Source organism: Polynucleobacter sp. AP-Feld-500C-C5 (assembly GCF_018882265.1).
In the GTDB taxonomy this organism is placed as follows: domain Bacteria; phylum Pseudomonadota; class Gammaproteobacteria; order Burkholderiales; family Burkholderiaceae; genus Polynucleobacter.
Window position 1 is genome coordinate 1 of sequence record NZ_JACVOW010000004.1, and the last position, 24,854, is coordinate 24,854.

Below are 24,854 nucleotides of genomic sequence, written 5' to 3' on the forward strand. Positions count from 1 at the left end.
CATTATGAAGACGGAGTTCTTTTACCAAAAGAAGTTTGAAAGTGTTCAATCATTTAAAACCGAGTTAAAGGAATATATCCATTACTACAACCATGATCGAATCAAGCAAAAACTAAAGGGATTGAGTCCGGTGCAATACCGAACTCAATCCCTTGTGCTAACCTAATTAAACTGTCCAACTACTGGGGGTCAGTTCATTCGGGTGGCTTTTGTTACTTCATTTGAGCGAGCTTATTCGCGTGATGCTTTTTTACGCTCATGCTCCTTGAGGTAGCGCTTACGAATCCGAATACTCTTAGGCGTGACTTCAACCAATTCATCGTCATCGATAAACTCCACTGCGTACTCTAAGTTCATAGCAATTGGAGTAACCAAGCGCACTGCTTCATCAGTACCAGAGGCGCGAACGTTAGTTAATTGCTTGCCTTTAATGGGATTCACAACCAAATCATTATCACGGCTATGAATACCAATCACCATACCTTCATATAAAGGATCGCCAGGGCTCACAAACATACGGCCGCGGTCTTGCAACTTCCACAAAGCATAAGCAACTGCTTCGCCGTCATCTTGACTAATCAGTACGCCGTTATGGCGCTCGCCCAAGATACCTTCTTTTGCCGGAGCATAAGAGTCAAAAGTGTGGCTCATCAAACCGTTACCACGGGTCATGGTCATGAAGTCGCCTTGGAAGCCAATCAAGCCCCGTGCAGGAATGCGGTACTCAAGACGAGTACGGCCTTTACCATCGCTCACCATATCGAGTAATTCACCTTTACGCTTACCTAAGTCTTCCATGACAGCACCTTGTGTGGTGTCTTCAAGGTCGACTGTTAAGTTTTCATATGGTTCCATCTTGACGCCGTCTTCTTCATGGAACACCACGCGAGGACGGGAAACAGCCAACTCGTAACCTTCACGGCGCATCGTCTCTACCAAGATGGTGAGGTGCAATTCACCGCGACCAGACACTTCAAATACCGTGTCATCATCAGTATCTTTAACACGCAATGCCATGTTGGATTTTAATTCGCGGTCTAAACGCTCACGAATCTGACGGCTTGTTACAAACTTGCCTTCACGACCAGCTAATGGGCTAGTGTTGACCATGAAGTTCATGGTCAGGGTAGGCTCGTCAATCTTGAGCATTGGCAATGCTTCTGGCACGTCTGGTGCGCAAATGGTTGTACCAATAGCCAAGTCTTCAATACCATTAACCAATACGATATCGCCCGCTTGCGCTTCATCTACTAATTCACGCTCTAAGCCACGGAACTTCAATACTTGATTGATACGCCCCTTACGCTGAGTGCCATCAGGGCCATCCATAAAGACTACGTCCATCAATGGCTTCACTGTTCCACGATTTACACGACCCACACCGATCTTACCGACGTAAGTACTGTATTCAATAGAGGTGATTTGTAATTGCAAAGGACCTTCAGGATTGTCATCGCGCACTGGAACATGTTTGAGTACGGTATCGAATAATGGGCGCATATCCCCTTCGCGGACATCATCAGTCAAACCGGCATAACCATTCAAACCAGATGCAAATACGACTGGGAAGTCTAGCTGCTCTTCAGTAGCGCCTAATTTGTCAAACAACTCAAAGGTTGCATTGATCACATAATCACAACGTGCGCCTGGGCGGTCAACCTTGTTGATTACCACGATAGGCTTTAATCCTAAAGCCAAGGCTTTCTTGGTGACAAAACGGGTTTGAGGCATTGGACCTTCAACCGCATCCACCAAGAGTAATACGCCATCCACCATCGAGAGTACGCGCTCTACTTCACCACCGAAGTCTGCGTGTCCAGGGGTATCGACGATGTTGATATGTGTGCCGTCATATTCAACTGCACAGTTCTTGGACAAAATAGTAATGCCACGTTCTTTTTCAAGATCATTTGAATCCATGACGCGTTCGGTCATTTTTTCATTAGAGCGGAATGTGCCAGATTGACGCAAGAGTTGGTCAACCAAAGTAGTTTTACCGTGGTCAACGTGGGCGATGATGGCAATGTTACGAAGTGCGCGTTTAGTCATGTGAAGCTTCTAAGGTTAAAGATAAGTAAAAAAGGTTAAGTTGCCTGCGAAATCAAACGCTTAGGATGCAATACTCCAGAGCGCCAATCAGCAGTGCCAATAAAGTTATGGGGCGCAGCTGTAGTGCGATAAATACGAACTAAAGCTTCAATGGAAGCCAGGTTTAATGGAACCCGCTGGCCCATTTCTAAACGTTTAGCTTGTTGCTCATCTACCGTCAGATGGGGCAAAGTCTGCAAGAGCGCATCCACTGGGAGGATGTAGTTAGAGCTATCGTGCAAAGCCTGTTGAATCGATTCAATCGTAAACGATTGCTCAAGACTTAAGTGACCTACTTCGGTTCTGCGTAGACCTACTAAATGAGCGCCACAACCTAAAGTGTTACCAAGATCTTCAGCTAGCACACGAATATAAGTACCCTTGCTGCAAGAAACTTCTAAAGTAGCTTCCGGCCATTGAATATTAGTCCAGCGAATCTTGTGAATCGTAATCTCACGCGGAGTACGCTCAAGCTCAACACCAGCACGAGCATATTCATATAAAGGCTTGCCATCGCGTTTTAATGCAGAATACATCGGCGGTATTTGTGTAATGAGGCCAGTAAATTTTGCTAGCAATCCATCTAATGCGTTTTGAATCGCCGCTTCATTTTCAAAAGTAGGTAATGGCAATTCTTCTATGACTAAGCCTTCAGCATCACCAGTGTCAGTGCGAGAGCCAAACTTCACTTGAGCGATATACGTTTTGTCTGCTTCCAGTAAGTCTTGAGAATATTTGGTGGCTTCACCCAAGCAAATCGGCAGCAATCCGGTAGCCATGGGATCTAAGGTACCGGTATGACCTGCTTTCTCTGCGTTGAATGCGCGTTTGACGGCGGTTACCGCCCCCTGAGAGCTCATGCCTGCGGGTTTATCTAGCAATACAACGCCGTCGATACGCGTGGACATGTTTATTTATTCTCATCTTGATGATCGCTCTCTAGAGCTTGGTCGATCAATCGAGACATTTCTATGCCATGCTCTACTGAGCTGTCATAGTGAAAGTGCAAAGTTGGCACAGTGTGAATATGCAAACGCTTAAACAATAAAGAATGCAAGTAACCCGCTTTTTCCTGCAAAGCCTTCAGAGCATGCTCTGGTTCTGCACCTAACACTGTGAAGAAGACTTTGGCATGTGCCAAATCAGGTGAGAGTTCAATACTTTGCAAAGTAATTAAACCTAGACTTGGGCTGCGCAACTCGCGAGGAATTAACTCAGCCAGGTCTCGCTGAATCTGATCAGCAAGACGCTGGTTACGATGCGGACTCGTCTTATGCATAGTCAATCAATTAGAGTGAACGAGCGACTTCAGTCACTTCAAATACTTCTAGTTGATCGCCTTCTTTAATGTCGTTATAGCCTTTTAATGACAAGCCACACTCAACACCGGCACGAACTTCTTTTGCGTCATCTTTAAAGCGTTTGAGCGAATCTAATTCGCCAGACCAGATCACGACATTCTCACGCAAGAGGCGCACACTTGATGTACGTTTAACGATACCGTCAACAACTAAGCAACCTGCAATAGCGCCAACCTTAGATACCAAGAAGACCTGACGAATTTCAACCAAGCCAGTGATCTCTTCTTTCTTATCTGGAGTCAACATACCGCTCAAGGCGAGTTTCACTTCATCCACTGCATCATAAATAATGTTGTGATAACGAATATCGACACCATTATTCTCAGCCAACTTACGCGCTGCTGCATCGGCGCGGGAGTTAAAGCCAATGATGACCGCTTTAGAGGCAACCGCTAAGTTCACATCAGTTTCAGTAATACCACCCACAGCAGCATGGACGATTTGTACCTTGACTTCTGGTGTAGAAAGCTTCATTAAGGACTGTGACAAAGCTTCTTGAGAACCTTGTACGTCAGCTTTGATGATCAATGGCAACAACTTCGCTTCAATCGCGCCCTCTTCCATATTTTCCATCATGGTTTCGAGTTTGAATGCTTGTTGTTTAGCTAACTTCACATCACGGAACTTACCTTGACGGAAGAGTGCAATTTCACGCGCCTTACGTTCATCAGGAACCACTTGAACTGACTCGCCAGCAGCTGGAACTTCGGATAAACCTTGAATCTCCACTGGGATAGAGGGGCCAGCTTCATTACAGGGTTTGCCGTTTTCATCCAACATGGCACGCACACGACCAAAGGTAGAACCCGCTAGCAACATATCACCACGCTTAAGTGTGCCCGATTGAACCAATACCGTTGCAACCGGACCTTTACCTTTATCCAAACGCGCCTCAATGACGAGACCTTGTGCAGGAGCATCTTTAGGTGCCTTGAGTTCCAAGATTTCGGCTTGTAAAAGAACGTTTTCTAACAAGGCATCAATACCTTCGCCCGTTTTGGCAGACACGGGAATAAATGGCACATCGCCACCGTATTCCTCAGGAACCACTTGTTCAGCCACTAACTCAGTCTTCACACGCTCTGAATTGGCTTCTGGTTTATCGATCTTATTGATGGCAACCACCAAAGGTACGCCAGCAGCAATCGCATGGTGAATCGCTTCCTTAGTTTGCGGCATGACACCGTCATCTGCAGCTACTACCAAGATCACAATATCAGTTGCCTTAGCACCACGTGCACGCATTGCGGTAAACGCTTCGTGACCCGGAGTATCTAGGAAAGTAATCATGCCGCGCGGAGTTTCTACGTGGTATGCGCCGATATGCTGAGTAATACCACCAGCTTCACCAGAGGCGACTTTTGCTAAGCGAATCTTGTCGAGCAAAGAAGTTTTACCGTGGTCAACGTGACCCATCACAGTCACCACTGGAGGGCGCGGCAACAATTCAGCATCATGACCGTCAGTACCGATATCTAAATCCGGATCATCTAATTTTGCAGCGTGGGCTTTATGACCCATCTCTTCAACAATGATCATCGCGGTATCTTGGTCCAGCACTTGATTGATGGTAACCATTTGGCCCATACCCATCAATAACTTAATGACTTCTGCGCTCTTGACTGCCATAGCGTGAGCAAGCTCAGCCACGGTAATCGTTTCTGGAACATGCACATCACGCACTACTGGCTCAGTTGGCACTTGGAAGTTGGTATCGACGTTCGCTTCAGCGATTTGACGCTGCTTCTTACGACCGCCACCTGAACGCCAACCACCCACACCACCAGAGGTATCGCCACGGGTCTTCAGACCGCCTGGTTTTTTAGCGCCCTCTTCTTGCCAAGTAGATGAAGTCTCGGAAGACTTAATCGTTTTGCCACCAACTTTAGCGGGTGATTTTTTCTTATCTTCAGCACCTTCAGCTTTAGCAGGCTTATGTAAAGTCCCTTTTTTCGCATCTTCAGCAGCAATCTCGCTTGGAGCCTTCAGGACACGAGCAGGCGCACTCATCATGTCACGAATGGCTAAGGCTTCTGCCTCAGCAGTTGCACGACGTGAACGAATATCCGCCAACTCTTTTTCTTTGCTGGCAGCTAATTCTTTTGCAGCTTTATCTGCCTTTGCTTTTTTCTCAACAGCTGCAGCGTCAGAAGCTTTGCTGTCATCCTCAGCAGGAGCAGCAGCTTCTTTTTGACGCGCTTCTTCAGCCGCCTTCATCTCTGCTTCTTGACGAGCTAATAGCTCGGCTTGACGTGTGGCTTCAGCGGCGCGTTTTTCCAATTCCTCTTCTGACAAAATTGGTTTAGTTGGCGAAGCTGCTTTAGCTGATTTTGCTGGAGTTTCCTCAGCTACAGGTGCTTTATCTCCTGCTTTTACTAGCACACGTTTTTTACGAACTTCAACCTGCACAGTACGAGTACGTCCAGCAGAGTCTGCTTGACGAATCTCAGAGTTCTCGCGCTTGATCAAAGTGATCTTCTTACGAGCCCCTGCTTCAGTATTGCCGTGTGCTTTTTGCAAATACTCGAGCAGGGCAGTTTTGTCCTTATCGGTAATGCTGTCATCCTCAGAACCTTTATCGATCCCGGCTGCCTTCAATTGATCCAAGAGGTCAGCCGCAGTTCTTTTCAGTTCCTTAGCGAGTACTTTTACTGTTGTTGTTGCCATGTACTACTTCCTCTCATGAAGTAAACCAATGTTCGCGCGCTTTCATGATGAGCGTTTTCGCAGTTTCTTCGTCAATTTGTGTCGCCTCAACTAGCTCATCAACAGCCAGTTCAGCAAGGTCGTCACGGGTATGTACTTGATTGTCAGCAAGCTTAGCAATCAATTCTGTGGTCATTCCTTCTAGGGAGCGTAGGTCTTGTGACACCTCGCCAATACGCTCCTCTTTTGCTAACTCCATCGTCAACAAGGAATCACGTGCGCGGGTACGCAACTCATTCACAGTATCTTCATCGAATGAATCAATTTCTAACATTTCAGACAATGGCACATAAGCCACTTCTTCCAATGTATTGAAGCCTTCTTCAATCAAAATATCAGCCACTTCTTGGTCTACGTCCAATTTGTCCATAAACAACTGGCGTACGGAAGAAGCTTCTTTTTCAGTTTTCTCAGCAGACTCTTCAGGAGTCATGATGTTGATTTGCCAACCAGTCAAATCACTTGCCAAACGAACGTTTTGTCCGCTACGGCCAATGGCGATTGCCAAGTTTTCTTCATCGACCACCACGTCCATGGCGTGACGCTCTTCGTCCACTACGATTGAAGATACTTGTGCTGGTGCTAAAGCACCAATCACAAACTGCGCTGGGTCTTCAGACCACAACACGATATCCACTGCTTCGCCAGCCACTTCATTACGCACTGCAGTAACGCGTGTACCACGCACACCAACGCATGTACCGATTGGGTCAATACGCTTGTCATAAGTCACCACCGCAATCTTTGCGCGGATACCAGGATCACGGGCAGCGCCCTTAATCTCTAACAAGCCCTGCTCCATCTCTGGAACTTCGTTCTCAAACAACTTGATCAAGAAATCTGGGCAAGTGCGGGACAGTTCGATCTGTGGGCCACGGGCTTCACGATCCACTTTGAGGATGTATGCACGTACGCGGTCACCAGAACGCAAATTCTCTTTAGGAATCATTTGATCGCGACGGAGTAATGCCTCAACACGGCCAGATTCAATAATCAAACCATTCTTATCAGCACGCTTAACGGTACCGGTCATGACTTTTTCACCACGCTCGAGGTAATCATTCAAAATCTGTTCACGCTCAGCATCACGAATGCGTTGCAAAATGACTTGCTTAGCAGCCTGTGCACCGATACGACCGAAAGCTAAAGATTCGATTTGCTCTTCAATATAGTCGCCTACTTCCATATCTGGAATTTGCTCTTTGGCTTCAAATTGCAATATCTCTTTATCTGGCTCTTGCAAACCGGCTTCATCAGGAACCACCAACCAACGGCGGAAGGTTTCGTATTCACCAGACTCACGGTCGATAGATACACGAATATCCACATCTTCAGTTGCGTAACGCTTCTTAGTGGCTGATGCCAACGCCATTTCAAGCGCCTCAAACACAATGGCTTGATCAACGTTCTTTTCACGCGCTAGGGCGTCTGCCAACATGAGAACTTCTCGGCTCATGACTTTCTTCCTTTGAAATCAATAACAGGGACCAACCGAGTCTTATCGACCTCGGCCAAAGAAAACTCCAATTGAGAGGGCTGACCATCAGCACCCTCAAATACCAAACCAAATTTCGCATCCGGTGAATTCAATTCACCACTCAGCAAACCTTGCAATACACCACGAAAATTCTTACGACTACCAACAGCAACACGCAACTTCAAATCTACTTCCATTCCAGTGAAGCGCTCAAAATCAACTGCTGTCTTTACGGGACGATCCAGGCCTGGGGAAGAAATTTCCAAACGCTCATAAGGAATGTTTTCTACCGGCAAGGTGTAACTCAATTGATGACTTACCTTCTCGCAATCCAAAACAGTAATCAAACGCTCGTAATCCTGGTTTTCAATTGTGACGCGCAGTAATCCTCCAGCTTCACGCTCAATATCGACTAGCGTGTAGCCCAAGTTCTCCAACTCTGCAGAGATGATCTTCTGATCCCTCACAACTTCCCTTCAAACCAAAACGGCAAAAAAAAATGGGCTTCAAAGCCCATATTCTCGAAATTCAGAACAGGCCGACTTACGTTGATCGCAACATCAGTCGGTAACAACACTTGCAGCATGTTTGTGCTGCAAGACCAAAATTATAGCTGATTTTTAGAGAAAACTGTTAGAAATCAGAAGCTTTCGCCAGGATTTCGGGGCTTTCTAGGGCCCTTATTAAAAGGTTTTCGCCCTTTTGGTGTGCCGCGCTTAGGCCCATTTCCAGGGCTTTGGGGGTTGGCGGTCACAAATGCAGATTGACCATGGTGTACTTTTTTGCCTTTATTGCGGCCTTGGCCATTTCCACCCTGGCCACCTTGACCACCGCTTTGACCAGGTCGACCACCTTGGGTGCGACCCCGGAAAGGACCGCGTCCTTCGCCAGACCCACCGCCGCCAGGCTTGCCGCCCCTACCTTGGTGAGTCAGACCGTTATGACCACTCGCTAGGGTTAAAGCATCGCGTGAGCCCCAATAAGAAACCGAGGTTTGCATTGGATCGGGTTGGAAATCTGCGCTAGCAGGATTACGACTTTGTCCACCAGCATTTGGATTGCGACTCTTATCTTGCGGCTGTGGCATTTTTAAGCCAGCAGACTTCATCAAGTTATAGATGCCACCGGCCTCAACTTCCTCCCATTTTCCCCGCCTTAAACGTGGAGGTAAAAGGAACATGCCATAACGTGTCCGAATCAAACGAGAAACCGTGTGACCTACTGCTTCAAACATGCGGCGCACTTCACGATTACGACCTTCTGTTAAAGCAACGTGATACCAACGGTTTGCACCATCGCCACCACCCATTGCTAACCGTAAAAATCGTGCTTGACCATCATCGAGCTTGATACCACTTTTTAATTGTGCAGTGTTGTCTTGACTTAGCTCACCCAAAATACGCACTGCGTATTCACGCTCCACACCATAACGCGGATGCATTAAACGATTAGCCAATTCACCAGAGGTGGTGAACAATAACAAGCCTTCAGTATTAAAGTCCAAGCGACCAACTGCGATCCAGCGACCTTGACGAGGCTTTGGTAGGCGATCAAATACGGTTGGACGACCCTCTGGATCAGATTGGCTTACGATTTCGCCAGCAGGCTTGTGATACAAAATGACGCGTGGTGGCTTCGTTTGAATCTTACGATGCACTTGCTTGCCATTAATGCGCACCTGATCTGTAGGTCCAATACGTTGGCCGATATGTGCAGGCAAACTATTAACTGATACGCGCCCTTGCACAATCAAATCTTCCATGTCACGGCGTGAGCCCATGCCAGCATCTGCTAACACTTTATGGAGCTTGACGGTATCTTCGTCATCAGCATCATCATCTAAACCATCGAGGTCAGACCATACTTCATCACGCAAACTGAGAGGCAATTCATCGATGTTTGTAAACTGCAAACTGCTCATCTCTTCTTCAGTAGGCGCATCTGGATCTTCATCCTCGCGAGCACCATGTGCGCGTTGTGCGCGACGCTCGGCACCTGTTTGATGAGAGATTTCATTCTCATTGAAACCATCTGAATTTTTAACCTCTAATGCTTCTGGCGCATCAAGGGCTGCATCAAACTCACCAGACACCACCGAAGCAAACAATGCTTCCACGTCTGCAGGATTTGGGGCTAACTTAGCCGCATGATTGCCACCACCTTCACGCGGACCTTGCGAGGTCTCACCTTCACGACGAGGCTTGTCCTTATTGAAGGGGCGCTTCTTATTAAAAGGGTGCTTACCTGTTCCAGCGCGACGGGGATGACGTGGGCCACGATCATCTCGTGTCGGGCGTTCACCTCCCTCACCCTGAGGGTCTTCTGCATGAGAAGAACCTGTACCAGTATGTGATGGCGTTGCTGCAGGTACTACTGGAGTTGAATCGTTTTCGTTAGAACTTGTCATTAATGATTATTTTGTTTCGTCTGATGGATTTTCAGACTCGGGGGTAACTTCTTCAGCGATGATTTCGGAGCTTTCTTCAACTACCACTTCTTCAGACTCTTCAATCACAACGGTTTCTACTGTGGCAGTAGGATCAAATTCCATGACAACCTGACCTAATTGTTCAGCAGCAGCCATTGGCGCTGCATCCTCTAACATAGGTAGGCTTTGAAGATTAGTCAGACTCAAGTCGTCTAAAAATTGTTTAGTAGTGGCATACAAACCAGGGCGGCCAATCGTATCTTTATGGCCAATCACTTCCACCCAACCACGGTCTTCTAATTGCTTCATCACGTTGCTACTCACAGCAACACCACGAATTTCTTCAATCTCACCACGAGTGACTGGTTGACGATAGGCAATAATTGCCAAGGTCTCCATCACTGCACGGGAGTACTTCGGTGGCTTCTCAGGCGTTAAGCGATCAAGATACTCACGCATCGATAAACGACTCTGGAAGCGCCAGCCAGTTGCAATATGTACCAGCTCCATGCCTTTATTGTCCCAAGCGCGCTGCAACTCAAGCAATGTCTCATCAATATCAGCAGTAGTGATGTCCTCGACAAATAGACGAGACAGGTCAGCAACCGTGAGTGGCTCCTGCGCGCACAGGAGGGCTGTTTCAATAACGCGCTTGTTGTGATCGTCCATAAAATTCGGGCTGTCAGGAATCATCCTGAATAGGCTATAAAAATGTATATCAGTAATGGGTTTTGGTGTTTTCTAGCGACTACGGACAATCCATCTCATAATTTCTAGTTAGGGAATATGCCCGCGCTACAACGAAGTCCTTTTCGTTCACCGTGAATCCATTATAAGGTAGGCTCAATACAATAGCCATATGCACAATATTTCATCAAAACGCCTAGTTTCTCCTGAACGACGCCACTTATTGGGCCTTGGCATCAGTATGGGCGCCCTATTCAGTGCTGGAGCCCTCAGCTCGTGCGGCATCATGGGAACAAAAAAGCCAGTAGTTGGCTTGGCTTTAGGTGCTGGTGCAGCAAGAGGATTTGCCCACATTGGGGTAATCAAGGTCCTAGAGGCTCAAGGCATCCGCCCCGATATTGTGGTTGGCAGCAGTGCCGGTAGCGTCATTGCTGCCCTGCTTGCCTCTGGCGCCACTGGTAATGATCTCAATCGCCTAGCCCTCAATCTCGATGAAGCCACGATTGCAGACTGGGGGCTGCCATTTGCGGGACGTTTTGGCGGACTGATTAAAGGTGATGCCCTGCAAAACATGGTAAATCGAGAAGTACAAAACAAGGCCATTGAACAGATGCGTATTCCATTAGGAATTGTCGCCACTGAATTGCAATCAGGCAAAGGTGTTTTATTTCGTACAGGCAATACTGGCCAAGCAGTGCGCGCATCGTGTAGCGTACCTGGAGTCTTCCAACCCACTCTGATTGGCGGCAAGGAATATCTGGATGGCGGTCTAGTAGCCCCCGTGCCCGTAAGTTATGCCCGACAAATGGGAGCTACTCTAGTGATTGCAGTGAACATCTCTTCAGAGCCAGTCCATCAAGATGCCAGTGGCACCTTTGGAGTGTTACAACAAACCATTTCGATTATGCAAAGAAGCATTAATCAATATGAACTCAAGAGTGCCGATATCGTGATTACTCCGCAACTGAAGCAAATGAGTAGTGGCGATTTCAAGTCCAGAAATGCAGCCATCTTGGCTGGCGAAGTCGCAAGCCAAGAACAAATGGCTTTGATTAAGGAAAAGCTGAAAGGCTAAGTAGGTAAAGCCCTGAAAGGGAGGACTTTAGAGACTGCGTGACTTACGCTTGAGATTCTTGACTTCGTTTAACAACTCTTGACGCTCGGCATCATTGAGATTGTCACTGCCATCTAGACGACGGGCACCGTCAAAACGTTTATCCCAATACAGGCTACCTAGATCGTCGACACGAACACTGGTGCCTTTGGATGGTGAGTGAATAAATTTATTGTCACCAACATAAATACCCACATGAGAAAAAGTTAAACGCATCGTGTTGAAAAATACAAGGTCACCTGGTTGCAGCTCATCGCGACCAATCGGTTTACCAACCCGACTCATTTGCGTTGACTTGCGTGGCAACAAGAAGCCCAACTTGTCTTTGAAAACATAACCAACAAAACTACTACCGTCCAAACCAGACTGAGGTAATTCAGCATCCCAGCGATAACGCACACCAATCACTTCCATAGCGCGATTAATCAACTCTTCAGATTTTCCGGTCACGGTATCCGCTAATCGGTCAGACACTCGAGAGATATAAGCCCTACCAGCTTGAAACATACTTTCTTTTGGAACAACTGCTTCAGTTGGTGCGTCAGCTACCACCACGGTATCTGCGGCATTTGCAGATACAGAGATGGTCAAACCCAGGGCTAGTCCCAAGATTTGTGAAAGTAGCGCTTTTTTTAGTGACATCGAACCAGTTTAACAAAGAACCCTTATTTAACCAAGCCTTGACTATAGTCTTAAGTCTTTGTTTACATGGATGATTTTTCAGAACTTGGTGCATGAATGCGGGTCAAATGCACCAAAATAGCCCATAGAATAGGGTTTTAGGCTCTAACTAAGTCAGTTCGGCAGCCGCAAATAATTCTCTGGTGTAAACCTGTTTGGGGTGCTTGATCAAGGTCTCAGTGTCGCCAAACTCAACCACCTTACCCTCTTTGAGCACCATCACCTCATGAGACATGGCGCGGATGACTGCTAAGTCATGACTAATCATCAAATAAGCCAAGTTGTACTTCTTCTGCAATTCTGAAAGTAAGGCGAGCACTTGTTTCTGAATCGAAACATCTAATGCGGATGTAGGTTCATCCAAGACCAATATCTGCGGCCGCAAAATCAAAGCGCGGGCAATCGCAATACGCTGCCGTTGACCTCCAGAGAACTCATGCGGATAGCGAGTTAACGCTGAGCGATCCAAGCCTACTTCTTTGAGCATATCGACCACACGAGATTCACGCTCGGCTGGCGATAAGTTCGGATGGTGAACATCCAAACCCTCCGCAATAATTTGCATCACATTCATCCGCGGTGAAAGCGAACCAAAGGGATCTTGAAATATCACTTGCAGGCTAGAACGCATCGCACGTCGATCTACCGGCTTCAGTGTTTGCCAATCTTTACCAAGCACATCGACATCACCTGTTACTTGCGCTGCAGAATCTCCTAACAGACCAAGCACGGCCATACCTAAAGTAGTCTTACCTGAACCCGACTCACCAATGACGCCAATGGTCTGGCCTTGCTTCAAATGAAAGCTGACTTTTTTCAAGACCTTATGGGGAGGTGCTTTTTTAAACCAAGACGTCGACTCTGAACTTGGGTATGCGACAGATAACTCTTCCGTCTTTAATAGTACGGGCGCTAATGGCATCACCGGTGCGAGTTCGCGAACAGGCTCGCTATTCACTAAAGCGCGCGTGTAAGGATCGGTCGGATGATTAAACACTTGTTTAGTTGGCCCAGACTCCATCAAGTTGCCTTGATTCAAGACGGCCACACGTCCAGCAAAGTGCTTTACAAGATTGAGGTCATGGGTAATCAATAAAATTCCCATGCCACCATCTTCTTTAGATTCTTCTTGTAACTCTTTTAGCAAATCTAAAATTTGCAAACGCAAACTGACATCTAACGCAGTAGTTGGTTCGTCTGCAATCAACAGACGTGGCTTACAAGCTAATGCCATCGCAATCATGGCACGCTGACGTTGACCGCCAGATAGTTGATGTGGGTAGGAATGAAAGCGGCGCTCGGGTTCCGGGATACCCGTCTTTTTAAGGAGATCAATCGCTGCATCTATGCTGTCAGACTTAGTAATGAGGGGCTGATCAATCTGCACTGCTTCAATAATTTGATTGCCGATGGTAAATAAAGGATTCAGTGCCGTCATCGGCTCCTGAAACACCATGGCAATTTCACGACCACGGATCTCACGAATATCTTCTATGGGCAAGGACAACAAATCGACTATCCCTTCATCTTTTTGATTCCACAGAATTTTTCCAGAGACTTTAGCGCCCTCAGGCTCTAGCCGCAAAGGGGCAAGCGCAGTTAAGGTTTTTCCTGAGCCAGACTCGCCTACTAAGGCTACTCTCTCACCAATGCCAATTTCTAAGTTGAGATGATTAACGGCAAACTTTTCACGGCGCCCAGCGCCAAAAGAAATACAAAGGTCTTCATAGCGCAGCAAACTCATGAGCGACCTCCACTCATCAGGCCAGCTTTGCGAGAGTCATACGCATCACGCAGCGCTTCACCCATAAAGGTCAGCAACAGTAATGTGGCCACCAAGACAATAAAAGTGGAGAGCGAAATCCACCATGCATCCAAATTACCCTTGCCCTGTGACAGTAACTCACCCAAGCTAGGCGTTCCCGGTGGAACACCCAGACCAAGAAAATCTAAACTCGTCAGCGACAAAATGGCAGCACTCATTCGGAACGGCAAAAAGGTGATCACCGGTGTCAAACTATTGGGCAGAATATGGCGCCACATAATTTGTAGATTCGTGAGGCCCAATGCCCGCGCAGCCCGCACATACTCAAGGGCTCGATTACGAAAGAACTCTGCACGGACATAATCAGATAAACCCATCCAACCAAATGCCGCTAACAAAATGATAAGTAGCGAAACGCTGGGATTAAAGATTGAGGCGAAGATGATCAGCAGATATAACTCAGGCATTGCCGACCAAATCTCAATCAAACGCTGGGATATTAAGTCAAACTTACCGCCGAAAAAACCCATTAGAGAACCAGTAATAATGCCGACGCTCACGCCCACAATCGTGAGTGCTAAACCAAACAGAATTGATAGTCGGAAACCATAAATGAGACGCGAGAGTACATCGCGTCCACGATCATCGGTACCCAACCAGTTTTGCCAAGACGGTGGCGCTGGATTAGGAACTTGAGAAAAATAATTCAGCGTCTCGTAGCTATAAGTAATCGGTGGATAGATCGCCCAATTGCCATCACTCGTAATATTGCGACGAATATCAGGATCCAAGAAATCCGTTGGCGTCGCAAAGTCTCCACCAAAGACAGTCTCAGCCTGATTCTTTGCTATTGGAAAATAAAAGTGGCCGTCATAACGCACTAATAGAGGCTTGTCATTCGCAATGAGCTCGGCACCCAGAGAAAGACCAAAGAGAATCAGAAAGATCCACAGGCTGGCATAACCTCTGCGGTTACTTCTAAAACGCTGCCAACGGCTCATGACCCGCCTCCAGCACCAAATTGAATGCGAGGATCAACATAGACGTAGCAAAGATCAGAGATCAACTTCGTAAATAAGCCAATCAAGGTAAAGAGATACAAAGTGCCAAAGACCACTGGATAATCACGGCGCATCACGGATTCATAAGAGAGCAAACCAAGACCATCTAGCGAGAACAAGGTTTCGATCAAGAGAGATCCCGTAAAAAAGGCACCAATGAAAGCTGCTGGAAAACCGGTGACTAAGGGCAACATCGCATTGCGAAACACATGCTTCCAAAGCACTTGCTTTTCCGTGAGGCCTTTGGCTCTTGCAGTCAATACATACTGTTTACGAATCTCTTCCAAGAAAGAGTTCTTGGTCAACATCGTCACCACTGCAAAGCTACCCAATACCGAAGCGGTAATTGGTAACACTAGGTGCCATAAATAATCCATCACCTTACCAATGAAGCTCAAATCACTCCAGTTATCGGAGGTCAGCCCTCGTAAGGGAAAGATTTGCAGAAAACTACCGCCACCAAAGATCACCAATAAAAGAACGCCTAAGACAAAACCTGGAATGGCATAGCCTACTAAGATCATGGTGCTAGTCACCGCATCAAAACGAGAACCATCACGCACTGCTTTGGCTATTCCCAATGGAATAGAAACTAAATAGGTAATAAAGAATGTCCACAAACCAATGCTGATTGATACCGGCAACTTAGAAATTACTAAACGCCAAACACTCTCATGCTGGTAATAGCTGTCGCCTAAATCAAATCTAGCAAAGCGACCCAACATCATGAAGTAACGCTCGAGTGGTGGCTTATCAAAACCATATAAGGCTTTGACTTCTTCTAAGCGTTGCGCATCAATACCTTGACGTCCACGATAGGTCGCTCCAGCACCAGAAGATTCTGTACCCCCAACCGCTGCATCACCTTTACCCTTAAGTTCCAATACCATTTGCTCGACTGGACCACCCGGCACAAACTGAACCACTGCAAAGGTTAAGGTCAAGACACCCAACAAAGTTGGAATCATGAGTAACAAACGCTTAAAAATATAGGCGCGCATTTGTCCTTGCATTATTTAGCCCCCTCTTTCCACCAGTTTTGCATGATCCAAGGTTCTGCCTGGTAATACAAAGGAGGCTCTGGGTAGCGCATCTCATTGCGGAAGGCAACTCGGTGAGTGGGGTTGTACCACTGCGGTATCACGTAATAGCTATTCCACAGTACACGATCGAGCGCTCTGCAAGCAGCACGCAACTCTTCGCGATTCTGCGCCTTAGTGATTTCTTCGATTAAAGCGTCTAAGACTGGCGACTGCACGCCAATGATATTGTCTGAACCCTTTTCTTTGGCAGCCTGGCTACCAAAACGATCCCACAATTCATTACCAGGATTCTGAGAATCTGGGAAGCGAGTGGTTGTCATATCGAAGTCATATTCATTCATGCGCTTTTGGTACAAGGCAAAATCGCTTGTACGAATATCAAGCTGAATACCCAACTTTTCTAAGTTGCGACCATAAGCAGAGAGAATTCTCAAGAAAAAACCGCCGTTCTCCACCATCTCCATACGAAACGGTTCACCCTTTTCATTGCGCAAAGCACCGTCACGATACTGCCAGCCAGCGTGCATGAGTAATTCACGAGCTTGACGCAGATTTTGACGAAGACTACCCGGTGACTTGGTTGATGGTGGTAATGGCATCGGACCAAATACGGCATCTGGCACCCATTGTGGATATTTCGCCTTGAGCGGTTTGAGTAATTTGAGTTCTGCTTCTGTGGGTTTACGGGGACCATCGAAGTTTGCGCTTAAATCACTATTAGTGAAGAAGCTATTAATACGACCGTACTGATCAAAAAATATTTGGCGATTCAACCACTCGAAATCCAAAGCTAAGCCTAATGCTTGCCGCACGCGCAGATCTTGAAAAATCGGTTTACGTACATTCATGGCAAAGCCCTGCATACCTGCGCCATTATGGTTAATGAAGGCCTTCTTTAAGAGTGTGCCATTGTCAAATTTAGAACCGACATAACCCTTCGCCCAAATCTTGGCGCGATATTCCACCAGAGCATCAAACTCCCCTGCTTTGAATGCCTCGAGTCGCACAGCATCGTCACTATAAAGTTTGTAGAGCACGCGATCAAAGTTATAGAAACCCACCCGCACATTTAATGGCTTTGCAAGTTGATCAGCCCAATACTGCGAGTTTCTTTTAAAGACAATCGATTTCCCCGCCTTAAAGGACTCAATCAGATAGGGGCCACTGCCAATCGGTGCGTCAAAGGCTAGCTTATCAAAAGCAATCATGCTGCCATCAGGACGCCTTCCCCAGTTACGAGAAAAAATGGGCAGCGTTCCTACCATGATCGGCAATTCAGTATTGTTGTTCTTAAAGTCAAACCGTACTACTCGATCTGAGATGACGACTGCTTGTTTCACATCAGCAAACGTCGTTTTATAGCGAGGATGTGCAAGGCCACTCATCAAGGTGTCAAAACTATGTTTTACATCTGCCGCTAATACTGGACTGCCATCTGAAAATTTGGCTTCTGGACGAATACGAAACGTGACTGACTGACGATCCTTAGCTATCTCAATATCATCAGCAAGTAGGCCGTAAATACTAGATACCTCATCCGCACTACCCTCGGCGAGGGATTCAAACATCAAATCTATTCCCGGAGCCGTGACACCCCGCAAGGTGAATGGATTGAACTTATCAAAACTTGTTCTTTGCCCAGGGTTTGGCAAAGTCAGAGTGCCGCCTCTGGGGGCATTGGGATTGACATAGTCAAAATGGGCAAATCCATCTGCGTACTTCGGCTTACCGTACTGCGCTATACCTTGCGCCGCTTGCGCAATATTGCTGCCAACCCCAACTAGCAGGGCTAACAGCAAGAAATGAGCAATTTGGCGAAAAGGGGTTTGAGCTGACATATATGCAACAATTGTAGATAGCAAATCATATTTGAAGTAAAGGACACATCATGGGCTTTCTCTCCGGCAAAAAAATCCTCATTACCGGCCTCCTCTCCAACCGCTCTATTGCCTATGGTATTGCCAAGGCCTGCCATCGCGAAGGCGCTGAACTTGCCCTGACTTACGTGGGTGAACGCTTTAAGGACCGAATCGTCGATTTTGCAAAAGAATTCAATACCGAACTCATTTTTGACTGTGATGTTGGTAGCGATGCGCAAATTTCTGCCCTCTTTAAAGATCTAGCCAAATCCTGGCCTCAATTTGATGGCTTTGTCCATGCGATTGGCTTTGCCCCACGTGAAGCGATTGCTGGTGACTTTTTGGAGGGCCTCTCGCGCGAGGGCTTCAAGATTGCTCATGATATTTCTGCTTACAGTTTCCCAGCAATGGCTAAGGAAGCATTGCCAATGCTGCGCGATAAATCTTCATTGCTAACATTGACCTACCTTGGATCAATGAAGAATGTTCCCAACTACAACACCATGGGTTTAGCCAAAGCATCCCTCGAAGCTTCCGTGCGTTACCTCGCTGGCTCTGTTGGTCCTAAGGGTATTCGTGCAAATGGTATTTCTGCTGGCCCGATCAAAACCTTGGCTGCTTCTGGCATTAAAGGTTTCAGCAAAATTTTAGAAGCGGTTGAACAAACTGCACCACTGCGTCGCAACGTCACGATTGATGATGTTGGCAATACCGCTGCTTTCTTGTTATCGGATTTAGCCAACGGTATTACCGCTGAAATCATCTATGTTGATAACGGCTTTAGCCAAGTCGTTGGTGGAATGGAAGACGCTTGAGTAGTTCGGTTTCATTAGGCGAAGCCCTCAAATTCTGGGCTAAGTTAGGCTTTATTAGTTTTGGAGGGCCCGCAGGACAAATCGCTGTCCTACATCAAGAGTTAGTAGAGAAGCGTCGCTGGATTTCTGAGCGGCGCTTTTTACATGCGCTGAACTATTGCATGGTCTTGCCTGGCCCCGAAGCCCAGCAACTAGTTACCTATATTGGGTGGTTAATGCATCGTAGTTGGGGCGGCATTCTGGCTGGCACCCTATTTGTATTGCCCTCGCTATTGATTTTGATTGGCCTGTCTTGGGTATATCTCACCTATGGACAAGTGCCTTGGATCGCTGCGATTTTCTTTGGCATCAAACCGGCGGTCACTGCTATTGTTTTGCATGCAGCAGTGCGTATTGGCAAACGTACGATTCACAATCAAGCGTTGCAATGGATTGCATTGGGTTCATTCTTAGCAATCTTTATTTTAAACTTATCGTTCCCTATCATTGTTTTGCTTGCTGCCGCTATTGGTTACTGGGGCGGCAAGCGTTACCCAGAATACTTTCAGCAAAGCGGTCATAACAACAAAGCAGTGAAAAGCTACGGCAAGGCCATCATTGATGATGACACCCCTACCCCAGCGCATGCTCAATTTCATTATCAAAAAACTTTAGTTCATAGCGCCATTGCCTTTGCTTGCTGGCTACTTCCGATGAGCATCTTGATAGCTATCTTTGATTGGAAAACGCTCTTTCCCAATCTTGCTTGGTTCTTTACAAAGGCAGCCTTTCTGACTTTTGGTGGCGCTTATGCCGTGTTGCCATATGTCTACCAAGGTGCAGTAGATCAATTTCATTGGTTAAGTGCCAACCAAATGATTGATGGTTTGGCTCTTGGTGAAACGACGCCGGGACCACTGATCATGGTTGTTGCTTTTGTTGGTTACCTCGCTGGACATATTCAGCACCTCATTGGCAATAGCAGTCCATTTTGGTTTGGTGCACTAGGGGCAGTTGTGGCTACTTGGTTTACTTTCTTGCCATCCTTCTTCTTCATCTTGGTTGGTGGACCCTTGGTGGAATCAACCCATGGCAAGATGAGCTTTACAGCACCTCTCACGGCGATTACAGCAGCAGTGGTTGGCGTGATCGTCAATCTTGGTCTCTTTTTTGCTTATCACGTATTTTTACCCCATGGTCTAGGTGGCGCCATCTCTTGGATCTCTATGCTAATTTGTGGCTTGGCAGCGATAGCCCTGTTTAAATTCCAAAAAGGGGTGATGACCGTATTGGGTGGCTCGGCCTTAGCGGGCCTGTTGATCCACTTTTCCGCTATTTTGATCCACTAAGATTCTTTCCTAAGATTGGCATAATAGAAGTTATGCGAATCGAACCTCAAACCATCACCCATCTTCAAGAGTGGCTCGGTAAAACGGAGTCTCTATCTGACACCGTCACTGCCGCGCCAGTGCGCGCTTTATCAGCAACCCTAGATAGGCCTGATCCCGAACCCAGTAAGGGCAGCTTCCTACCTGAACTATGGCATTGGCTCTATTTTTTACCTCATGCACGACAGTCTGAAATTGGTCCTGATGGCCACCCCAAGCGTGGCGGCTTCTTACCACCCGTTCCTCTGCCACGTCGGATGTGGGCTGGCAGTCGTATTCAATGGCTAGAGCCTATTAGCGTCGGTGATGAGATTCAGCGTGTTTCGAAAATTGAATCCGTTACTCATAAAGCAGGTCGTACTGGTGATTTAATTTTTGTTTTGGTGAAACATGAAGTCTCAAATCAACAAGGCTTAGCCATCATTGAAGAACACGACATCGTCTATCGTGCTGCGCCTGGTCCTGATGACAAACCGGTGGCACCAACACCGGCGCCTACCGATGCCAAGTGGAGCAAAACGATTACTCCCGATGATGTTCTCCTGTTTCGTTACTCAGCATTGACTTTTAATGGACACCGCATTCATTACGACCGTCAATACGTTACCGAAGTGGAAGGCTATCCAGGCTTGATCGTTCATGGCCCGTTGATTGCGACACTCTTGGTTGATCTTGTGCGTCAGAGTATTCCTGGTTGCAAGTTAAAGAGCTTTGAGTTCCGCGCGATACGCCCTACCTTTGATATCAATCTCTTTAAAGTTAGTGCTAAGCCTGATTTAGAAAAAGATCCTTCTGGCAAAACACTTGCAATATGGGCACAAGACCACGAAGGCTGGCTCACGATGCAAGCTACCGCTGTTCTTGCGTAATAAGACAGTCGTTTAAAAAAGAAAACTTGAGGCCGCACCCCGATGAGTAATGAACATTTATCTCGTGAATTAGCAAGCTTTGCTAGCAATCTAAAAATTGCTGATATTCCTAACGATGTGATTAGTCGCGCAGAAGATCTTTTAGTAGACTGGTTTGGATCTGCAATCGCGGGTAAGGGTTCGCGCCCTGTAGAAACGATTACCCAGTTCGCCCTAAATATGGGTGGCTTTGATGCTACTCATACTGGCCCTTCTGAAATCCTGATCAATCGTAAAACCTCGAGCCCATTCTTAGCAGCGATGGCGAATGCTGCGGCCTCACATGTAGCAGAGCAAGATGATGTTCACAATGGCTCAGTCTTTCATCCGGCTACCGTAGTTTTTCCCCCAGCCTTAGCCTGTGCGCAAGCGATTGGGGCCTCTGGTGAAGATATGCTGGTTGCCGCAGTAGCAGGATATGAAGTAGGCATTCGGGTTGGAGAATTTTTAGGCCGCTCACACTACAAAGTTTTTCACACTACGGGTACTGCAGGTACGCTTGCAGCAGCTGCTACTGTCGGTCGTTTACTCAAACTCAACCCTGAAAAAATGCTTAATGCTTTTGGTTCTGCAGGCACTCAATCGGCAGGTCTTTGGGAATTTTTACGCGATGCCGCAGACTCTAAGCAATTGCATACGGCACACGCTGCCGCCACTGGCTTAATGTCGGCCTATATTGCACAAGCTGGTTTTACTGGCGCACATCATATCCTAGAAGGCAAACAAGGTTTAGCCGCTGGCATGTCTAGCGATGCAGATCCAAGTAAATTAGTGGACCGCTTAGGTAGTCGTTGGGCTTTAGCAGAAACGAGTTTTAAATATCATGCCTCTTGTCGCCATACCCATCCTGCTGCTGATGCTCTTCTGCAAGTCATGCTTGCCAACAAACTCAAACCTAGTGATATCGCTAAAGTGGAAACTTTAGTACACCAAGGTGCAATTGATGTCTTGGGTCCAGTGACCGATCCTGCAACAGTGCATCAATCGAAGTTTTCTATGGGCACTGTATTAGCACTCATTGCACACTATCAGTTTGCTGGCTTACAAGAATTCGATGAACACTTCCATGATGAAGCGATTTGCTTGTTTAGAGATCGCGTCACAATGACGCTCGATCCCGAAGTGGATAGCGCTTATCCCCAACGTTGGATTGGCAAAGTCAAAGTCCACTTAAATAATGGTCAAGTTCTTGATGGTCGCGTTGATGAACCCAAAGGCGATCCTGGCAATACCCTTTCACGCGCTGAAATCACCGATAAGGCAATGCGCTTAGCCACCTTTAGTGGTGGAGCTCATCCAGCTGAGATGAGTAAAGCAATTGATCTCTTGTGGAATATCCGCAAACAGGCCAAGATGGGCTCTTTACTTCCTAACAATTAAATCCCAAATTTAGACTTTCATGAATCCACTTGATACCCCGCTAGGCTTTAGTTGTGACTTTTTATTTGTGCCAGGCACTCGCCCTGAGCGCTTTATCAAAGCCCTGGATAGCGGTGCTCATGGGGTTATCTTAGATCTAGAAGATGCTGTAGCAGAAGAAGATAAAGAGACGGCTCGTAATGCAATCCGCACTGCTTGGCCGCAGTTTTCAGCTGAACAAAAGAAGCGTCTTGTGATTCGCACCAACTCTCCGGGAACCAAGTTTTATTCCGCTGATTTGATTCTTGCCCAGGAATTACAAGTAGCCTGCTTACTGATTCCCAAGAGCGAGTCCGTTGATCAAATCAATGGTGCAGCCCAAGTGCTACCGAACACCGCCATCATTCCCATGATTGAAACAGCGATTGGCTTAGACCGACTCCGAGAAATATCCACCGCCAATCAAGTGCTCCGTCTTGCCCTAGGCAATCTTGACTTACAAGCTGACTTGGGCATGATCTGTGATCCCCAAGAAACCGAACTGCAAACGGCTCGCTATCAAATCGTTTTAGCTTCCCGCTTGGCCCAAATTGCCCCTCCAATTGATGGGGTGACACCCTCAACCGATGATCTGCCTCGCATCACTGACGATGCTGAAAGAGCGAAACGGATGGGCTTTGGCGCAAAACTGTGTATCCATCCTAAGCAAGTGGCTATTGTTCAGACTGCGTTTATGCCCACTGAAGAAGAAATTCGATGGGCCCAGAGAGTGATCGAAGCAGATCATGCCTCAAAAGGGTGTGCTGTGAAGCTGGATGGCAGAATGATTGATCGCCCAGTGGTCCTATTGGCCCAAAGAACACTGGCGCTTGCTGGTAAACACTAATCCCCAGCAAAACTCATTTTTATCAAAAAAACTGGCAAAATAGCTTTTAACAAATCTGCACCCCAACGTTTTTAATAACTAACACTAGAGACTAACTATGAAATTACGTAAATCACTTTTCACTGGTTTCTGCGCAATGGCTGCTTCAGCACTACTCGCTGGCAATGCATTGAGTGCAGATGTTTACCCAAATAAACCGATTACGCTTGTTGTACCCTTTTCTGCTGGTGGTCCAACTGACGCCGTTGCGCGTCTGATTGCCGTACCAATGGGCAAAGAATTGGGACAAACGGTCATTGTTGAAAATACCGTTGGTGCTGGCGGCACGATTGCTGCAACCAGGGTGGCACGTTCTGCTCCAGATGGATACACCGTATTTATTCACCACATGGGTATGGCAACCGCACCAGCTTTGTACAAAAAATTAAACTTTGATCCAATGAAGGATTTTGAATACATTGGCCAAGTAGTAGATGTACCCATGGTGCTCTTAGGTCGTAAGAATTTCCCACCGAATAACTTTAAAGAGTTAGAGGCTTACATTAAGGCTAATAAAGATAAAGTCACTTTGGCAAATGCCGGTCCTGGTGCAGTGTCTCAGTTATGCGGCCTCTTATTCATGTCACGTGAAGGTGTTGAATTAACCACCGTACCTTACAAGGGAACTGGTCCTGCTCTAACAGATTTACTGGGTGGGCAAGTAGACCTCCTTTGTGATCAGACTACACAGACTGTTCCCTACATTAAAGATGGCTTGGTTAAAGCTTATGGTGTGACAACACCGAAGCGTCTGCCAGCTCTATCGAACATTCCTACTTTGGATGAACAAGGTCTTAAAGGTTTCGAAGTGAAAGTTTGGCATGGTATGTATGTCTCCAAGGGCACGCCTCCTGCAGTTGTTAATAAGATTAACAAGGCACTGAACGTTGCGTTGAACGATCCAGAAGTCAAAGCCCGCTTAGCAGAGTCCAATATTGAAATCGTTTCACCAGCGAAGAGAACTCCAAAAGGATTGCAAGATCATCTCGATGCCGAAATCAATAAATGGGGTCCTGTGATTCGTAAGGCTGGAGCTTACGCAGACTAAGCAGTTCACCCTTGTCTATGAATAAAGCCAGCTACATGAACTGACCCCCAGTAGTTGGACAGTTTAGTTAGGTTAGCACAAGGGATTGAGTTCGGTATTGCACCGGGCTCAATCCCTTTAGTTTTTGCTTGATTCGATCATGGTTGTAGTAGTGGATATATT

At 46.8% G+C, this 24,854-nt stretch carries 22 protein-coding genes; 8 read left to right on the top strand and 14 right to left on the bottom strand.

The features are described from left to right. On the top strand, positions 1 to 166 hold a 166-nt coding region (locus ICN21_RS11050; protein ID WP_255534160.1), incomplete at its 5' end, for an IS3 family transposase. Positions 167 to 231: 65 nt separating this feature from the next. Here ICN21_RS11050 and typA read toward each other — a convergent pair. The 8 genes from typA to scpB form a co-directional block, all read right to left on the bottom strand. Continuing rightward, the gene (typA, locus tag ICN21_RS01245) at positions 232 to 2,049 is read right to left on the bottom strand and encodes a translational GTPase TypA (RefSeq protein WP_215296711.1); all 1,818 of its coding nucleotides are present in this window, start codon (positions 2,047 to 2,049) and stop codon (positions 232 to 234) included. Positions 2,050 to 2,084: 35 nt separating this feature from the next. Next, the gene (gene truB, locus ICN21_RS01250) at positions 2,085 to 2,996 is read right to left on the bottom strand and encodes a tRNA pseudouridine(55) synthase TruB (protein WP_216176167.1); all 912 of its coding nucleotides are present in this window, start codon (positions 2,994 to 2,996) and stop codon (positions 2,085 to 2,087) included. A 2-nt stretch (positions 2,997 to 2,998) separates the two neighbouring features. After that, the gene (gene rbfA, locus ICN21_RS01255; protein ID WP_215296709.1) at positions 2,999 to 3,367 is read right to left on the bottom strand and encodes a 30S ribosome-binding factor RbfA; all 369 of its coding nucleotides are present in this window, start codon (positions 3,365 to 3,367) and stop codon (positions 2,999 to 3,001) included. A gap of 10 nt (positions 3,368 to 3,377) precedes the next feature. Next, a complete protein-coding gene (infB, locus tag ICN21_RS01260) occupies positions 3,378 to 6,116 on the bottom strand; it encodes a translation initiation factor IF-2 (RefSeq protein WP_216176169.1) in 2,739 nt (912 codons plus the stop codon). A 13-nt stretch (positions 6,117 to 6,129) separates the two neighbouring features. Beyond that, a complete protein-coding gene (nusA, locus tag ICN21_RS01265) occupies positions 6,130 to 7,611 on the bottom strand; it encodes a transcription termination factor NusA (RefSeq protein ID WP_071465019.1) in 1,482 nt (493 codons plus the stop codon). Then, positions 7,608 to 8,099: a ribosome maturation factor RimP gene (gene rimP, locus ICN21_RS01270; protein ID WP_216176171.1), complete on the bottom strand. Its 492-nt coding sequence runs from the start codon at positions 8,097 to 8,099 to the stop codon at positions 7,608 to 7,610. Before rimP ends, nusA begins: the two co-directional genes overlap by 4 nt. Positions 8,100 to 8,272: 173 nt before the next feature. Continuing rightward, the gene (locus tag ICN21_RS01275) at positions 8,273 to 10,039 is read right to left on the bottom strand and encodes a pseudouridine synthase (RefSeq protein WP_216176173.1); all 1,767 of its coding nucleotides are present in this window, start codon (positions 10,037 to 10,039) and stop codon (positions 8,273 to 8,275) included. Positions 10,040 to 10,045: 6 nt separating this feature from the next. Continuing rightward, positions 10,046 to 10,753 carry an SMC-Scp complex subunit ScpB gene (gene scpB, locus ICN21_RS01280; protein ID WP_216176175.1) on the bottom strand — a complete coding sequence of 236 codons (708 nt, stop codon included), beginning with the start codon at positions 10,751 to 10,753 and terminating at the stop codon, positions 10,046 to 10,048. Between the two features lie 235 nt (positions 10,754 to 10,988). Here scpB and ICN21_RS01285 point away from each other — a divergent pair, with 235 nt between their 5' ends. Then, positions 10,989 to 11,822, top strand: a complete 834-nt coding sequence (locus tag ICN21_RS01285) for a patatin-like phospholipase family protein (RefSeq protein WP_370624036.1) — start codon at positions 10,989 to 10,991, stop codon at positions 11,820 to 11,822. A gap of 27 nt (positions 11,823 to 11,849) precedes the next feature. Here ICN21_RS01285 and ICN21_RS01290 read toward each other — a convergent pair whose 3' ends face one another. The 5 genes from ICN21_RS01290 to ICN21_RS01310 all read right to left on the bottom strand — a co-directional run bounded on the left by ICN21_RS01290 (position 11,850) and on the right by ICN21_RS01310 (position 18,249). Beyond that, positions 11,850 to 12,503 carry a C40 family peptidase gene (locus ICN21_RS01290; protein ID WP_216176177.1) on the bottom strand — a complete coding sequence of 218 codons (654 nt, stop codon included), beginning with the start codon at positions 12,501 to 12,503 and terminating at the stop codon, positions 11,850 to 11,852. 148 nt (positions 12,504 to 12,651) lie between these two features. After that, complete coding sequence (locus ICN21_RS01295; protein WP_216176179.1) at positions 12,652 to 14,286, bottom strand: ABC transporter ATP-binding protein; 1,635 nt, start codon at positions 14,284 to 14,286, stop codon at positions 12,652 to 12,654. Then, positions 14,283 to 15,308 (bottom strand): ABC transporter permease, encoded by a 1,026-nt coding sequence (locus ICN21_RS01300; protein WP_216176181.1) that lies wholly within the window; start codon positions 15,306 to 15,308, stop codon positions 14,283 to 14,285. Before ICN21_RS01300 ends, ICN21_RS01295 begins: the two co-directional genes overlap by 4 nt. After that, positions 15,305 to 16,369 (bottom strand): microcin C ABC transporter permease YejB, encoded by a 1,065-nt coding sequence (locus ICN21_RS01305; protein ID WP_216124252.1) that lies wholly within the window; start codon positions 16,367 to 16,369, stop codon positions 15,305 to 15,307. Before ICN21_RS01305 ends, ICN21_RS01300 begins: the two co-directional genes overlap by 4 nt. Before the next feature lie 11 nt (positions 16,370 to 16,380). Continuing rightward, positions 16,381 to 18,249 (bottom strand): extracellular solute-binding protein, encoded by a 1,869-nt coding sequence (locus tag ICN21_RS01310; RefSeq protein ID WP_216176183.1) that lies wholly within the window; start codon positions 18,247 to 18,249, stop codon positions 16,381 to 16,383. 50 nt (positions 18,250 to 18,299) lie between these two features. Here ICN21_RS01310 and fabI point away from each other — a divergent pair, with 50 nt between their 5' ends. The 6 genes from fabI to ICN21_RS01340 all read left to right on the top strand — a co-directional run bounded on the left by fabI (position 18,300) and on the right by ICN21_RS01340 (position 24,692). Next, positions 18,300 to 19,085 (top strand): enoyl-ACP reductase FabI, encoded by a 786-nt coding sequence (gene fabI / locus ICN21_RS01315; RefSeq protein ID WP_215296699.1) that lies wholly within the window; start codon positions 18,300 to 18,302, stop codon positions 19,083 to 19,085. Beyond that, positions 19,082 to 20,413 carry a chromate efflux transporter gene (chrA, locus tag ICN21_RS01320; protein WP_216176185.1) on the top strand — a complete coding sequence of 444 codons (1,332 nt, stop codon included), beginning with the start codon at positions 19,082 to 19,084 and terminating at the stop codon, positions 20,411 to 20,413. The genes fabI and chrA overlap by 4 nt, the downstream gene beginning before the upstream one ends. 32 nt (positions 20,414 to 20,445) lie before the next feature. Further along, the gene (locus tag ICN21_RS01325; RefSeq protein ID WP_216176187.1) at positions 20,446 to 21,321 is read left to right on the top strand and encodes a MaoC family dehydratase N-terminal domain-containing protein; all 876 of its coding nucleotides are present in this window, start codon (positions 20,446 to 20,448) and stop codon (positions 21,319 to 21,321) included. 42 nt (positions 21,322 to 21,363) lie between these two features. Then, positions 21,364 to 22,740: an MmgE/PrpD family protein gene (locus ICN21_RS01330; protein WP_216176189.1), complete on the top strand. Its 1,377-nt coding sequence runs from the start codon at positions 21,364 to 21,366 to the stop codon at positions 22,738 to 22,740. Positions 22,741 to 22,759: 19 nt separating this feature from the next. Beyond that, entirely contained in the window at positions 22,760 to 23,605 is an 846-nt protein-coding gene (locus ICN21_RS01335) for a CoA ester lyase (RefSeq protein WP_216176191.1), read from the top strand. 97 nt (positions 23,606 to 23,702) lie between these two features. Beyond that, positions 23,703 to 24,692, top strand: coding sequence for a tripartite tricarboxylate transporter substrate binding protein BugD (locus ICN21_RS01340; RefSeq protein ID WP_215296694.1), 990 nt, complete (start codon positions 23,703 to 23,705; stop codon positions 24,690 to 24,692). 67 nt (positions 24,693 to 24,759) lie between these two features. Here the strand turns inward: ICN21_RS01340 and ICN21_RS01345 are convergent. Continuing rightward, positions 24,760 to 24,854: IS3 family transposase (locus tag ICN21_RS01345; RefSeq protein ID WP_216176193.1), on the bottom strand; the 95-nt coding region annotated here is incomplete at its 5' end.

Bases quoted from the DNA above. Each gene is read 5' to 3' on its own strand.
- ICN21_RS01295 (WP_216176179.1), bottom strand. From the start codon at position 14,286: ATGAGTTTGCTGCGCTATGAAGACCTTTGTATTTCTTTTGGCGCTGGG.
- ICN21_RS01290 (WP_216176177.1), bottom strand. From the start codon at position 12,503: ATGTCACTAAAAAAAGCGCTACTTTCACAAATCTTGGGACTAGCCCTG.
- ICN21_RS01340 (WP_215296694.1), top strand. From the start codon at position 23,703: ATGAAATTACGTAAATCACTTTTCACTGGTTTCTGCGCAATGGCTGCT.
- typA (WP_215296711.1), bottom strand. From the start codon at position 2,049: ATGACTAAACGCGCACTTCGTAACATTGCCATCATCGCCCACGTTGAC.
- rbfA (WP_215296709.1), bottom strand. From the start codon at position 3,367: ATGCATAAGACGAGTCCGCATCGTAACCAGCGTCTTGCTGATCAGATT.
- ICN21_RS01300 (WP_216176181.1), bottom strand. From the start codon at position 15,308: ATGAGCCGTTGGCAGCGTTTTAGAAGTAACCGCAGAGGTTATGCCAGC.
- fabI (WP_215296699.1), top strand. From the start codon at position 18,300: ATGGGCTTTCTCTCCGGCAAAAAAATCCTCATTACCGGCCTCCTCTCC.
- scpB (WP_216176175.1), bottom strand. From the start codon at position 10,753: ATGATTCCTGACAGCCCGAATTTTATGGACGATCACAACAAGCGCGTT.
- ICN21_RS01325 (WP_216176187.1), top strand. From the start codon at position 20,446: ATGCGAATCGAACCTCAAACCATCACCCATCTTCAAGAGTGGCTCGGT.
- ICN21_RS01275 (WP_216176173.1), bottom strand. From the start codon at position 10,039: ATGACAAGTTCTAACGAAAACGATTCAACTCCAGTAGTACCTGCAGCA.
- ICN21_RS01330 (WP_216176189.1), top strand. From the start codon at position 21,364: ATGAGTAATGAACATTTATCTCGTGAATTAGCAAGCTTTGCTAGCAAT.
- ICN21_RS01305 (WP_216124252.1), bottom strand. From the start codon at position 16,369: ATGCGCGCCTATATTTTTAAGCGTTTGTTACTCATGATTCCAACTTTG.
- ICN21_RS01310 (WP_216176183.1), bottom strand. From the start codon at position 18,249: ATGTCAGCTCAAACCCCTTTTCGCCAAATTGCTCATTTCTTGCTGTTA.
- ICN21_RS01285 (WP_370624036.1), top strand. From the start codon at position 10,989: ATGGGCGCCCTATTCAGTGCTGGAGCCCTCAGCTCGTGCGGCATCATG.
- truB (WP_216176167.1), bottom strand. From the start codon at position 2,996: ATGTCCACGCGTATCGACGGCGTTGTATTGCTAGATAAACCCGCAGGC.
- nusA (WP_071465019.1), bottom strand. From the start codon at position 7,611: ATGAGCCGAGAAGTTCTCATGTTGGCAGACGCCCTAGCGCGTGAAAAG.
- infB (WP_216176169.1), bottom strand. From the start codon at position 6,116: ATGGCAACAACAACAGTAAAAGTACTCGCTAAGGAACTGAAAAGAACT.
- ICN21_RS01335 (WP_216176191.1), top strand. From the start codon at position 22,760: ATGAATCCACTTGATACCCCGCTAGGCTTTAGTTGTGACTTTTTATTT.